This window comes from Chryseobacterium fluminis (assembly GCF_026314945.1).
Taxonomy (GTDB): Bacteria; Bacteroidota; Bacteroidia; order Flavobacteriales; family Weeksellaceae; genus Chryseobacterium; species Chryseobacterium fluminis.
Window position 1 is genome coordinate 840,878 of the sequence record NZ_CP111121.1, and the last position, 12,774, is coordinate 853,651.

General features: G+C 40.1%; 11 protein-coding genes. 6 read left to right on the forward strand and 5 right to left on the reverse strand.

Features of this window, described 5'->3' with window-relative positions; all coding sequences use genetic code 11:
- The first annotated feature begins 101 nt into the window (after positions 1–101).
- From ODZ84_RS03925 to ODZ84_RS03950, 6 genes are read left to right on the forward strand one after another with little or no spacing between them, the layout of a single operon-like run.
- On the forward strand, positions 102–1,577 hold the full coding sequence (locus ODZ84_RS03925; protein WP_266175701.1) for a hybrid sensor histidine kinase/response regulator: 1,476 nt from the start codon (positions 102–104) through the stop codon (positions 1,575–1,577).
- Between the two features lie 5 nt (positions 1,578–1,582).
- On the forward strand, positions 1,583–5,191 hold the full coding sequence (locus ODZ84_RS03930) for a response regulator (protein WP_266175702.1): 3,609 nt from the start codon (positions 1,583–1,585) through the stop codon (positions 5,189–5,191).
- A 15-nt stretch (positions 5,192–5,206) separates the two neighbouring features.
- A complete protein-coding gene (locus ODZ84_RS03935; protein WP_266175703.1) occupies positions 5,207–5,572 on the forward strand; it encodes a response regulator in 366 nt (121 codons plus the stop codon).
- Entirely contained in the window at positions 5,573–6,403 is an 831-nt protein-coding gene (locus ODZ84_RS03940; RefSeq protein ID WP_266175704.1) for a CheR family methyltransferase, read from the forward strand.
- A gap of 9 nt (positions 6,404–6,412) precedes the next feature.
- A complete protein-coding gene (locus tag ODZ84_RS03945) occupies positions 6,413–6,985 on the forward strand; it encodes a chemotaxis protein CheB (protein WP_266175705.1) in 573 nt (190 codons plus the stop codon).
- 39 nt (positions 6,986–7,024) lie between these two features.
- Positions 7,025–7,387 (forward strand): response regulator, encoded by a 363-nt coding sequence (locus ODZ84_RS03950; protein WP_266175706.1) that lies wholly within the window; start codon positions 7,025–7,027, stop codon positions 7,385–7,387.
- A gap of 62 nt (positions 7,388–7,449) precedes the next feature.
- Here ODZ84_RS03950 and ODZ84_RS03955 read toward each other — a convergent pair whose 3' ends face one another.
- The 5 genes from ODZ84_RS03955 to egtD all read right to left on the reverse strand — a co-directional run bounded on the left by ODZ84_RS03955 (position 7,450) and on the right by egtD (position 12,564).
- Positions 7,450–7,755 carry a hypothetical protein gene (locus tag ODZ84_RS03955; protein ID WP_266175707.1) on the reverse strand — a complete coding sequence of 102 codons (306 nt, stop codon included), beginning with the start codon at positions 7,753–7,755 and terminating at the stop codon, positions 7,450–7,452.
- Positions 7,756–7,892: 137 nt separating this feature from the next.
- Complete coding sequence (locus tag ODZ84_RS03960) at positions 7,893–9,458, reverse strand: ABC transporter permease/substrate-binding protein (RefSeq protein ID WP_266175708.1); 1,566 nt, start codon at positions 9,456–9,458, stop codon at positions 7,893–7,895.
- Positions 9,455–10,375: an ABC transporter ATP-binding protein gene (locus ODZ84_RS03965; protein ID WP_266175709.1), complete on the reverse strand. Its 921-nt coding sequence runs from the start codon at positions 10,373–10,375 to the stop codon at positions 9,455–9,457. The genes ODZ84_RS03960 and ODZ84_RS03965 overlap by 4 nt, the downstream gene beginning before the upstream one ends.
- 7 nt (positions 10,376–10,382) lie before the next feature.
- Entirely contained in the window at positions 10,383–11,558 is a 1,176-nt protein-coding gene (gene egtB / locus ODZ84_RS03970) for an ergothioneine biosynthesis protein EgtB (RefSeq protein ID WP_266175710.1), read from the reverse strand.
- Positions 11,559–11,580: 22 nt separating this feature from the next.
- Entirely contained in the window at positions 11,581–12,564 is a 984-nt protein-coding gene (egtD, locus tag ODZ84_RS03975; protein WP_266175711.1) for an L-histidine N(alpha)-methyltransferase, read from the reverse strand.
- Positions 12,565–12,774 lie beyond the last annotated feature (210 nt).

Genomic DNA, 12,774 nt, shown 5'->3' on the forward strand with positions numbered 1-12,774 from the left:
ATATACAATCAAAACAATTAAAAAATAGCTGCTTTTTGGAAATTTGTGAGTATTTTTGAATCGATAAGAATGACAAATCCAATTACTTATTTTCAAACCCTATGATCTTAATTGTTGATGATAACCAAAACAATCTTTATTCTCTCAAAAAATTATTGGAATCTAAAGATTTTCAGGTTGATATAGCCAGTTCCGGTGAAGAAGCATTGGTGAAAGCATTGAAAAATAATTATGCTTTAATCATTTTAGATGTGCAGATGCCCGATATGGATGGCTTTGAAGTAGCGGAAACATTATCTGATTACAGTAAAACCAAAGAAATTCCGATTATTTTTTTATCCGCTGTAAGTACCGAAAAAAAGTTCATAACGCGGGGATATGCGTCAGGAGGAAAGGACTATGTAACCAAACCTATCGATCCCGAAATTCTTCTGCTTAAGGTGAAAACCTTCTACAACCTTCAGGAACAGAGCCTGGCGATGAAAAAAACGCAGCAAAGCCTGGAGCTGGAAGTTAAAGGAAGAAGGGAATCCCAGGTTACCATGAAATCCCAGATCGATCATTTTCATCTGATGCTGGAGTCTCTGCCGCAGATTGCTTTTACCCTGAATGAAGAGGGCGTTGTAGATTTTGTGAATGCCAAATGGCATGAATATTCAGATTCGGAACAGGAGTTTCCGGAAACACATCCCGATGACTTCAGTATTACGGAAGAATTTGAACGCTGCAGAAAGAAAGGTAAAGCCCTTGAGCTGGAAGTAAGAATAAAAAATATAAAAACCGGAGATTTCCGATATCATCTTCTGCGGGTCACTCCCGTTTATGATGACCACATCATCAAAAACTGGGTAGGCAGCTTTACGGATATTGATGACCAGAAGAAAGTAGAAAAAGAAAAAGATGAATTCCTGAGTATTGCAAGCCACGAACTTAAAACTCCATTAACGAGTATTAAAGCCTATGTTCAGCTGCTGGACCGGAAACTAAAACTTGAAAAAGAAACTGCAGAAGCCGGTTTTATGGTCAAGGTTCAGGATCAGATCGAAAAGCTGAACAGCCTGATCACAGACCTTCTGGATGTTTCCAAAATCGAAAACGGGAAACTTAAAATCAATAAAAAGCCTACGAATCTGGAGAGCGTCATTCATAATTCGATTGAAACCATATTGCAGACCCATGAAACCCGCCAGATTAAAATTGAACGTCACGGCATCAAACCGGATGTTTTGATACCTTTGGATGAAATCCGTATTGAGCAGGTTTTAATTAATTTTTTAACCAATGCCATCAAATATTCTCCTCAGAATAATCAGGTTATCGTTACGACTTTTGTGGATGAAGAAGAGCAGGAAGTAAAGGTAAATGTGACCGACTTCGGAATCGGAATTCCCGACTTTAAACAGGATGCCGTTTTTCACAAATTTTACCGTGTGGAAGAGTCGTCACTTCAGTTTCAGGGAATGGGAATCGGACTGTTCATCTGTGCAGAAATCATTAAGCAGCACCACGGAAATATCGGGGTGTCAAGTAAAGTAGATGAAGGATCTACATTTTATTTCACTTTACCTTTAAATTAATTTTCATGCCGAAAAAAATTATAAGAAATCTTCAGTTTGGAGTGGGTCTCTCACTGGTTATTCTCATTGCCAGCTCAATAGCTTCCTATATGAGCATCCAGAATCAGATGGCGCACAGAGAAAGCCTGTCTCAGAGCCGGCGTTCCATTACTGCGGTAAAAGATGTCCTTATTGCTCTTCTGGATGCAGAAACAGGAAACAGAGGATATCAGTTAACGGGAAAAGAAAGCTTTCTCGAACCCTATAACAGAAGCCTGGTGGACTATCCTAAGGCATTTGAACGCGCGAAATCTTTAGATATTAAAGATCAGTCGCAGCTGAATCGTCTGAACAGTCTGGAAAAAAACGTTACCCGCAATATCGACAATCTGAGATATTTTGTCGAAAACAGACATAAGGGGATTGTGATGACTCAGTCACAGGTATTGTCGAGTAAGACTTATATGGACAAATGCCGCCAGATCGCCCGGGATTTTGTGCAGTACGAAGAGACGCAGCTTGCTATTAAGAACAAAGACCTTAACCGCTCTTCTGGTACCACGGTTTTATTTATCCTTTTTTCAGCCATTGCAGCGATCGTTGTAACGGCATTCTTTTATTTCAAACTTAGATCTGATTTAATCCGAAGAGATAAGCTTGAAAGACAGCTGAAAGCAAAAGATCTTGAGATCAGCAGAAGGGTAAGTGCTATTCAGCAGATTGCCAACCGGGTGGCTAATGGAGACTATAGCCAGAGAGCGGTCGACAATTCGCAGGATGACCTTGGTGATCTGGTAGAGTCTCTGAATCATATGACAGATTCCCTTAAAAAATCATTTGACAAGATTAATAAAAGTGACTGGCGTCAGAAGGGTCTTGCTTTACTGAACGAATCTCTGGTAGGCAACAAATCAGTTAAAAAGGTAGCTCAGGAATCTCTGAATCAGCTGGTAGAATACGGAAACTGTATCAATGGTTCAGTATACCTTTATGATGAAGGCATTTTAAAGCTGAATTCGTTTTTCGGACTGGAAAACAATATGAAAAAAACTTTCGAACCCGGAGAAGGTATGGTAGGCCAGGTATTTAACAGCGGAAAAGTTCAGGTTTACAATAACCTTCATGAAGATGATTTCGTGGTTACTTTTGCCAGCAGTACGATACAGATCTACGGAATTATATTACTCCCTATTTTTTCGGATGGTCATAATATCGGTGTCCTGGAATTGGGAGCGACATCCAATTTTGAAGACGACAGAATCGATTATTTTACAGAGTGCAGCAGAAATATCGGAATCGCTCTCAGCGCAGCGAAGGGACGCGAAAAAGAACAGCAATTACTGGAAGAGACTCAGGCTCAGTCTGAAGAATTACAGGTACAGCATTCTGAGCTGGAAAACCTGAACACCGAGCTGGAAGCGCAGACTCAGAAACTCCAGGCTTCGGAAGAAGAGCTTAAAGTTCAGCAGGAAGAACTCATGCAGGCCAATGCCGAGCTCGAAGAACGTTCTAGATTACTGGAAGATAAAAACCATCTTATCGCAGAACGCAATAATGAAATCCAGAAGAAAGTGGAAGAACTTGCGCTAAGCACGAAATACAAGTCCGAATTCCTGGCTAATATGTCACACGAACTTCGTACCCCGTTAAATTCCATTCTTCTTCTTTCAAGATTAATGGCTGAAAATCCTGATGAAAATTTAAATGAGGATCAGATAGAATCTGCCAAAGTCATCCAAAGCTCGGGAAGCAGTCTTTTAACATTGATTGATGAAATTCTGGATCTGGCAAAAATTGAATCCGGAAAAATGACCCTCGAATATCTGGAGGTTCTGATCGAAGATGTGGTGAAGGATCTAAAAAACTTATTTAATCCTGTTTTCCAGGAAAAAAAGCTGCAGTTCAATATTGAAATAGATCAGGATGTTGAAAAGGAGATCGAGACAGACAGACTACGGGTGGACCAGGTTTTACGTAATCTTTTATCCAATGCCCTCAAGTTTACTGAAGAGGGAAGCATTAATTTAAATATTACAAAAGATCAGAAAAATAAGGATTTTCTTATTTTCAGTGTTAAAGATACCGGAATAGGAATTGCAGAAGAAAAGCAGAAAATTATTTTTGAAGCCTTCCAGCAGGCCGACGGATCTACCCGCAGAAAATTCGGGGGTACCGGTCTGGGGCTTTCTATCAGCAGGGAAATTGCCCGGCTTTTAGGAGGTGAGCTGGTTCTGAAAAGTAAGGTGAATGAAGGAAGTGAATTCAGTCTGATCATTCCTGTAAAAGCAGTCCCGGAGACCCCTCACCATGAAACGGATCAGAATCTGGTAGAAACCATTCGCGGGGATGTTGAGGAAATTCAGAATATTTTAGATGAAAATGAAATACATCATGTACCGGAAGAAAATACCCTTCAAATCCCGGAGGATGTAGCAGATGACCGTGACACGATTACAAAAGACGATAAAGTAATCTTAATCGTTGAAGATGATACTAATTTTGCAAAAGCGCTGTTAAAATATACCCGTTTACAGAATTACAAAGGAGTAGTAGCCGTAAGAGGAGATCATGCTGTTTCAGCAGCGATTCAGTACCATGCTTCCGCTATTTTACTTGATGTTCAGCTTCCAGTAAAAGACGGTTGGCAGGTGATGGATGAGTTAAAATCAAATCCTCAGACCAAGCACATTCCTGTTCACATGATGTCTGTTCTTCATGTAAAAAAGGAAAGTCTGATGAAGGGTGCTATTGATTTCATCAACAAACCTGTAGCGCTGGATCAGATGACCGATGTATTCAGAAGAATTGAAGAAGCGCTGCAGAAATCTCCTCAGAAAGTTTTGATTGTTGAGGAAAATGCAAAACATGCCAGTGCCCTCTCCTATTTCCTGGGCAACTTTAACATTTCGTTATCGGTAGAAAACAATGTGGAAAACAGTGTAAAGGCCTTAACGGGAAATCAGGTAGATTGTGTTATTTTAGATATCGGAACTTCAAAGGGTGATGAATATCAGATTGTGGAATCTATTAAAAGTTATGAAGGTCTGGAAAATCTGCCGATCATCATTTTCACAGAAAGAAATTTGTCTAAATCTGAAGAACTTAAAATCAAGCAATATGCCGATTCCATTGTCGTTAAAACGGCGCATTCCTATCAGAGAATCCTGGATGAGGTAGGTCTGTTTTTACATCTGGTGGAAGAGAAAAACAATACGGAAACCGTAAAGAATAAAGTTTTAGGATCTTTGACGGAAGTACTGAGCGGTAAAAAAATACTGATCACCGATGATGATGTCCGGAATATTTTCTCGTTAACAAAAGCGCTGGAAAAATATAAGGTAGAAGTTGTACTGGCCATGGACGGCAAGCAGGCATTGGAAAGGATGAAAGAAAATCCAGATATCGATGTTGTCCTTATGGACATGATGATGCCGGAGATGGATGGCTATGAAACGATTAAGGAGATCAGGAAGATGCCGGTATATTCAAGGCTACCTATTATTGCCATCACTGCAAAATCTATGATCGGCGAACGTGAAAAATGTATTTCAGCCGGAGCTTCAGATTATATTTCCAAACCGGTGGATATCGATCAGTTACTCTCTTTGCTGCGTGTTTGGCTATATGAAAATTAAACAGCTAAAATTCTGATGAATAAAAAAATTTTAATCGTGGACGATGATCCGCGTAATATATTTGCTTTAAAACTCACATTGAAATCCCGTGGTTTTCAGATCGTAAGCAGTACGATGGCTCAGGAAGCTCTTGAAATGCTGAAGGAAGATAACCAGATCAATGTTATACTGATGGATATGATGATGCCGGAAATGGATGGATATGAGGCAACTAAAATGATAAGGAGCACGCCACACATCAGCCATATTCCGGTGATTGCCGTAACTGCCCAGGCCATGCCGGAAGACCGTCAGAAGTGCCTGGATGCCGGGGCACAGGATTATATATCAAAGCCCATCGATGTGGATCAATTAATAACTGCTATAGAAAAATTATCATAAATGCTGGAACCAAGTGTCGTAAAAGATGAAGAGGTAGAATACTTGATCAAGGATGTTTATGATATGTACGGATATGATTTTTCCGAGTACAGCAGGGCTTCTTTTAAACGCAGGGTAAACCGTATTTGCCTGATCGACAGGTTTACCAGTTTTGCAGAGCTCAGATACACCATTCTGAATGACCCTGAATATTTAAAACGTTTTGTAGAAGAAATTACGGTGAATGTTACAGAGATGTTCCGCGATCCGCAGTTTTTTAAAACGTTGAGAGAGAAAATCCTACCCCAGTTAGGAACGTATCCCCTGATCAGAATCTGGGTCGCAGGCTGTTCTACAGGAGAAGAGGCTTATTCTATGGCTATTTTACTAAAAGAGGCCAATCTTTATCATAAGTCGCTGATTTACGGAACAGATCTTAATCCCTCTGTTCTGGAAACAGCCCGAGCAGGCGTTTTTCCTCTGCAGCAAATGAAATTATACTCTGAAAACTATATGTTATCCGGAGGTAAAAAGGATTTCTCAGATTATTATACTGCCAATTATGACAGTGTGAAATTTGATAAAAGTTTACAGGAAAAATTAATTTTATCTACGCATAATCTGGTTTCTGACAGCTCTTTTAACAGCTTTCAGCTGATTGTATGCCGAAATGTGCTGATCTATTTTGACAGGGGCCTGCAGGAACGCGTTTTTAAGCTTTTTGACAACAGTCTTGAAAATCTGGGTTTTCTGGCCTTAGGGTCCAAAGAAACATTGAGGTTTTCTAAATTAGACAAAAATTATCATCAGGTGGAAGATCAGAAAATATGGAAAAAAATAGATCACAACTAAAATATTCCCATGAAGAAACAGAACACCACTACTGAAATGGTTGTGATAGGAGGATCTGCGGGAAGCCTGCAGGTCATTCTTGAAATGATTAAAAAGCTGGATACCGGAATACCGTTCCCCATTCTGCTGATCATGCACCGTAAGGCACAGTCTACGAGCATTCTGCCGGTTTTGCTGCAGCAGTTTTCAGCAATGGAAGTGATTGAAATCGAAGATAAGACAGAGATCAAAAATAATACATTATATATCGTCCCCGCGGATTATCATTTATTATTTGAAAATAAAAAGATCATGTCTCTGGACAGTTCGGAAAAAATGAACTACTCACGCCCATCGATAGATGTAACTTTTAAATCCGCAGCAAAGATTTATGGTGAACATCTCGTGGGAGTATTATTGTCGGGAGCTAATGCCGACGGCGTTGAAGGTCTGCATTATATTAAAAAAAACAACGGCACAGTATGGATTCAGGATCCTGAAACGGCAGAGGTAGACTATATGCCGAAACATGCAGCGGATAAAATTGACTATGATTTATTAATAAAACCAGATAATCTGGCTAATTTTATCAATCAGTTGTAAGAAATAAAGAAATAAATTAAGAATTAAATAGAACTTATTATGAGCAAGAAGAAAATTTTGATTTTTGATGATGACACGACTATCTTAGAGGTGATTACGATCATTTTTGAAGAAAACGGTTATCAGGTCGAAATTTCAGAAACATCCCATGACATATTGGAAAGGGTTTCCAGTTTTCAGCCGGATGTTATCCTAATGGATAACTGGATCCCAAAAATCGGAGGTGTGGAAGCAACAAAGCTTTTAAAAAATCATGAGAAATTCAAAACAATTCCTGTGATCTACGTCACCGCCAATAACGATATAGTAGCTTTGGCAAAACAGGCCCAGGCTGATGACTACGTTGCCAAACCTTTTAACCTGGATGACCTGGAAGAGAAAGTGGCCAAATATTTAAACTAATCATCTTTATACAAAAAAGTCCCTGATGCAGGGACTTTTTATCTTTCATTATGGCTGTCTGTTTATACAGCAGTGCGTTCTCCCAGTTCCGAATCCCTGTTTCTCAGGTAATGTACCTTATTTTTAAGTTCCTCAAGGCTGTATTCAATACTGTTAAGCTGAAAAATGAGGGTAGATAAGAATATTTTCAGATTAGGATGGGCAGTAACTTTATCTGAAAAGGTGGGAACAATAATTTTTCTTTTGGAAACAATATTGCTTGCCAGGATATATTCATTCAGGAGGTTCATCTCCAGGTTAAAATTCTTTTTGATATTTAAAATTAAATATTCATACACCAGATCTCTACTTTCTCTGTGGTCAATCATTCTGTGAGTTTTTTTGCTGTGTTCGAAATAATTTGCTTTTGTGTATTAAGGAAAGTAGGCGGAACGCATGCGCTCTTTTCTGACTTATCCTAAATCATATATAAGTAATATCTGTGCCATAATGATGATTTTGAGATTTAATTTGAATCAAAATATTTTTTGAGATCTGAGATTCCTTTAATACCAAGTTCTTGAGCCTGTTTCTTCCGCATCATCAATGCATAGGAATTATTAAATCCTAACGGCTTGAGCCATTGAATTCCATACTGCTTCTGAAATTCGGAATCAACAAACCGGTAAGTTTTTTCCGGGCTCTGCGTCACTTTTCTAAGGTCTTCTGCTGATGGTTTTAGCAGGACAAGAAGCCCGGTTCCTGTATATTCAGGGTAAAAATCTATGGCGTCATTCATTAATGCATCAAAACAGATCTTCGTTCCTCCAAGGCCGGTCTTGGTCTGTACCTGGTATTGCGTATAGCCTTCGATCAACATCCTGTACATCTCTGCAAGAATATACTGCTCACCGAATATCTTCGAGCCGATACGTACGGCTCCTGCATTTCCTTTGTTTGGCTTTCTGTATAATTTATTTTTAATTAAAAAATCTTTAGCAATTTTTTCGGGGGTATGATGAAGATAATCGGCCTGGTAATTAAGGTCCGTCATGATGGAATCGTTAAATTTCCCGGCCAGCAGATTCAGTGTTCTTTCCAGTTCCGGAAATTTCTCCAGCGTTTTGGTTTTAATAACCGGGGCTGCATAGTAAGGCGGAAATATTTTTTTATCATCATTCAGGACATACAGGTTAAAAGCTTTAATCCTCCCATCCGTAGAATATCCGCTGATGAGATCAAGTTCTCTTTCATAGGCAGCCTTGTACATAATGGCATCGCTGACCACGACAGGATTTACATGAAGGCCATATACAGAACGCAAACCAAGATCGCCATCCTGTCTTCCCATGAATTCAGGAGTAAAACCGGCTTTTATTTTTTCATCCGAAACAGAGGTTAGTCCGTAGACTACTCCTACCCCGACAACTATTGCAGGAATAATATATTTTAACTTTTGAAAGAGCTTGTATCCTGATTTCTGCAGAACAGCAATGGCCTGATCCAGTACGATAGCCAGTAATGCTGCCGGAATCGCACCTGCCAGGATCATATTTGTATTATTGAGTGAAATTCCGCCAAAGATAAATTCGCCCAGTCCGCCTGCGGCTACAAATGAAGCCAGTGTCGCCACTCCGACATTGATAACGGCTGCTGTTCTTATCCCTGCAATGATAACGGGCATTGCCAGGGGAAGCTCTACCCTGAGCAGAAGCTGCCTCTTATTCATTCCAAGAGCTTTGGCAGCTTCCACAACAGCCGGACTCACCTCTGTGATTCCCGTATAGGTATTACGGATGATCGGTAATAATGCATAAATCAATAAGGCAATGATGGCCGGTTTTGGCCCTATTCCGAATGCCGGAATCATAAAACCTAAGAGGGCTATACTCGGGATGGTTTGTAAAACTCCTGCCAATCCGAGGACAGGCGTAGACAATTTTCTTTTCCGGGCGATGAATATTCCTAATGGAACGCCGATAACGATCGCCAGAAGCAGGGATAAAAAAGTCAATCCGAGATGCTGTGCGATCTGGGTAAGCAGTTTTTCGTGCTGCTCCATCATAAACTGCCAGAAACTTTGCTGTGTCATAGGATCTGTAATTTTCGGTAATCATTGAATGCCCGGATCAGGTTCTCATAATGCGTCGTATCTTTATGATCCGCACTTAATTTCTGAAGCGCATTCCAGACACTTGTTGTTTCATTGAAATCAAACCCTTCATATGTGTCTTGAGCCTTCATAAAGGGTGAAACATCTTTCAGCTTAGCTGTTTTATATTCGAGTAAAAGACGGTTTTCTGCAAAAAAATCGCTGACAAATTGACTTTCAGGATGATACAACATATCTTTCGGCGTTCCTGTCTGGATAATTTTACCCTTGTTCATCAGGCAGATCCGGTGTCCTAATTCAAATGCTTCCTGCACATCATGGGTTACCAGGATTATGGTTTTATTTTTCAGTTCTTCCAGCGATTTAAATTCGGCATGAATATCGGCCTTCGTAATATTATCCAAAGCGCCGAAAGGTTCATCCATAAGCAGGACCGGGGTATTGGCAATAAGCGCCCTGGCAATTCCTACTCTTTGCTGCTGCCCTCCGCTCAGCTCACCGGGAAAACGGGTAAGTACGTCTTCGGAAAGATGAAGTTTGTGCAAAAGCTCTTCGGTCCTGCTTTTCGTCACTTTCTTTTCCCACCGTAATAATTCTGGCACTACGGCAATATTCTGCTGAACGGTATAATGAGGAAACAGTCCGGAATGCTGCATGACGAAACCTATTCCCATCCGGAGCGCTTCGACTTTCCGGTTACGGATATTCTCGCCATTAATTAAAATGTTTCCTGAATCAGCCTCAACCAGGCGGTTGATCATTTTCAGTGTTGTTGTTTTTCCGCACCCGCTGGTTCCCAGAAGCACCAGAATTTCACGATCGTTGGCCTGAAAGGAAATAGAGTCTACGGCAGGCTTACCGTTAAAACTTTTGGAAACTGATTCTACTTTAATCATCTTTCTGTTATTGAGCGAGCCGTATTCCTGTAAATTGCCATTTCAGGTTGGTCTGAAAGAAATTCCGGTAGGTATTTCTGCTGTGTGCTTGTGGTGTTGCTTCAGACGCGCCGCGCAATACCATCTGATTAACCATGAATTTCCCATTATATTCTCCGACGGCCCCAGGTTCTTTTTTAAAACCGGGATATGGTAAATAGGCAGAATTTGTCCATTCCCACCGGCTTCCCCATTCAAAATGTGCGGAAGCAATTTCCCATTCCGCTTCGGTAGGCAAACGCATCCCTTTCCAGGCGGCAAAAGCGGAAGCTTCATAAAAACTGATATGACAGACAGCATCATCGTGATCGATAGGCTGAAGTCCATTTAACGTATAATTCATCCATTCTCCATCGATAAGGTGCCAGTATAACGGGGATTCTGCATTGTTCTGTTTCACCCAATCCCAGCCTTCCGCATGCCAGTATCTAAAATCGTGATATCCTCCATCTTCCATAAATTCCAGATATTCTCTATTCGTAACCAACTGAGCGGCTATTTTGAAATCATCGAGATATACCTTGTGTCTTCCCAGCTCGTTATCAAAACAGAAGCCTTCTCCCTGAAAACCTATTTCATAAACGCCTGCGGAAAATGCAATCATATTCTGACCTGCTGAATGATTTGTGATTGGTTTTTCCTCAGCATTGTAAGCTGGAAATAGAGGATTGTGTCCCAGGATATATTTAATATCCGTCATCAGTAATTCCTGGTGCTGCTGCTCGTGATTAAGACCCAGCTCCAGTAAAGATTCAATAGCTTCAGTCATGTATTCACTCTGCAGAAAAATCTCCATTTCATGGTCTACATATTTTCGGTATCTGTAAATATCCGAAACGGACGGACGGCTGAGGTTTCCCCTGTCGGTTCGGATCACTCTTGATCCTATCGTTTCGTAGTAGCTGTTAAATACAAAATTATACTGTGCATCAAAAACTTTATAACCCGGGTAGTTAGGGAGTAATATAAAGGTTTCAAAAAACCATGTGGTATGTCCCAGGTGCCATTTGGGAGGACTGACATCCACGATGGGCTGTACAACATAATCTTCTATTTCTAAAGGGGCACATATCTTTTCAGAATGCTGCCGTATCTCTGTAAATTTTTTCACCAAATCTATGGTGATGGTAGTATTGGGTGTCATCTTTTTTCGTTTTTCCAGTGTTCTATTTTACCTGCCAGGCAGTATCTACAAACCATTTCTTTGAATCTTTAATTTCACCGATCACCTGAAATCCGGATTTTTCACCCAATTCTTTTATTTTCTCGTCCGAAAATTTTTGAGAGATCTCCATATCAATAAGTTCATTTTCTTCAAATACAATAGTTTCATTGTTTATCTGCACCTCCTGAGCAATCAGGCTTACCAGATAACTTTTGCAGGCACCGCTTTGGGGATCATACGTTTCATAATGCTGAAACTGTTCTATATCAAAATTACCGTTCAGTTCTCTGTTGATACGGGTCAGCAGATTGAGATTAAAGGCAGCCGTAATTCCCGCTTTGTCATTATAGGCGTCGAGGATAAGCTGCGGGTTTTTCATCAGGTCAAACCCCATGAGGACAATATCTCCAGAGGTAAGATTCTTATTTAAATCAAAACAAAAACTTTCAGCTTCTTCGATGCTCATATTTCCTATATTTCCTCCCAGAAACAGAATAACTTTTTTCCGTGAAGACATTGAAGCTGCTTTCTGAAGCATTTCAAAATACTCTCCTTCGAGACATACGACAGGTAAAGATGGTAGCTGAGTGTTTAATTTTTCATTGAGTACCGACAGTATGTTTCCGGAAATATCAATAGGCATGTATGTAAAATCCATATCCTGATCTACAAGGTACTGCAGTAAATAAGTGGATTTCATAGCATCTCCTGCTCCCAATTCAATCAGATCGAAAGGTTCATTTCCCGGAATAATGAGCTGAGCAAGCTCTGCCGTTTTATTTTTAAAGATATCCAGCTCACATTTGGTAAGATAGTATTCCGGCATGGCCATGATCTCCTGAAAAAGGTGATCCCCCCTTTTATCATAAAAATATTTTGAGGATAATCGTTTTGGATTAGTCTTTAACCCTTCCAGGACGTCTCTGCGAAAGTTATCCGCAGAACTGAACTCTACCTGAGGCTGTTGATTTAACATTAGATTCATATGTTTTAATTTGTGTGGTTATAAGATCGCTGCAACTTTCTTGCCGTCAGCTGTTCAATTTAAAAGTCTCTGTTTTGGTGGTATTAATATATAAAATAATTCTGATGAGATTTCTGTTTTCATCAACAAAAGAAACTTTTTACAGATTCCGGTGTCTGTTGGCAAACAGCAGCTTTTATTTCATCTTATTTCTTCAGACTGAAAAAATAA

Coding starts and splice junctions, on each gene's coding strand:
- ODZ84_RS03960 (WP_266175708.1), bottom strand. CDS start 9,458: ATGACACAGCAAAGTTTCTGGCAGTTTATGATGGAGCAGCACGAAAAA.
- ODZ84_RS03965 (WP_266175709.1), bottom strand. CDS start 10,375: ATGATTAAAGTAGAATCAGTTTCCAAAAGTTTTAACGGTAAGCCTGCC.
- ODZ84_RS03930 (WP_266175702.1), top strand. CDS start 1,583: ATGCCGAAAAAAATTATAAGAAATCTTCAGTTTGGAGTGGGTCTCTCA.
- egtD (WP_266175711.1), bottom strand. CDS start 12,564: ATGAATCTAATGTTAAATCAACAGCCTCAGGTAGAGTTCAGTTCTGCG.
- egtB (WP_266175710.1), bottom strand. CDS start 11,558: ATGACACCCAATACTACCATCACCATAGATTTGGTGAAAAAATTTACA.
- ODZ84_RS03925 (WP_266175701.1), top strand. CDS start 102: ATGATCTTAATTGTTGATGATAACCAAAACAATCTTTATTCTCTCAAA.
- ODZ84_RS03945 (WP_266175705.1), top strand. CDS start 6,413: ATGAAGAAACAGAACACCACTACTGAAATGGTTGTGATAGGAGGATCT.
- ODZ84_RS03940 (WP_266175704.1), top strand. CDS start 5,573: ATGCTGGAACCAAGTGTCGTAAAAGATGAAGAGGTAGAATACTTGATC.
- ODZ84_RS03955 (WP_266175707.1), bottom strand. CDS start 7,755: ATGATTGACCACAGAGAAAGTAGAGATCTGGTGTATGAATATTTAATT.
- ODZ84_RS03935 (WP_266175703.1), top strand. CDS start 5,207: ATGAATAAAAAAATTTTAATCGTGGACGATGATCCGCGTAATATATTT.
- ODZ84_RS03950 (WP_266175706.1), top strand. CDS start 7,025: ATGAGCAAGAAGAAAATTTTGATTTTTGATGATGACACGACTATCTTA.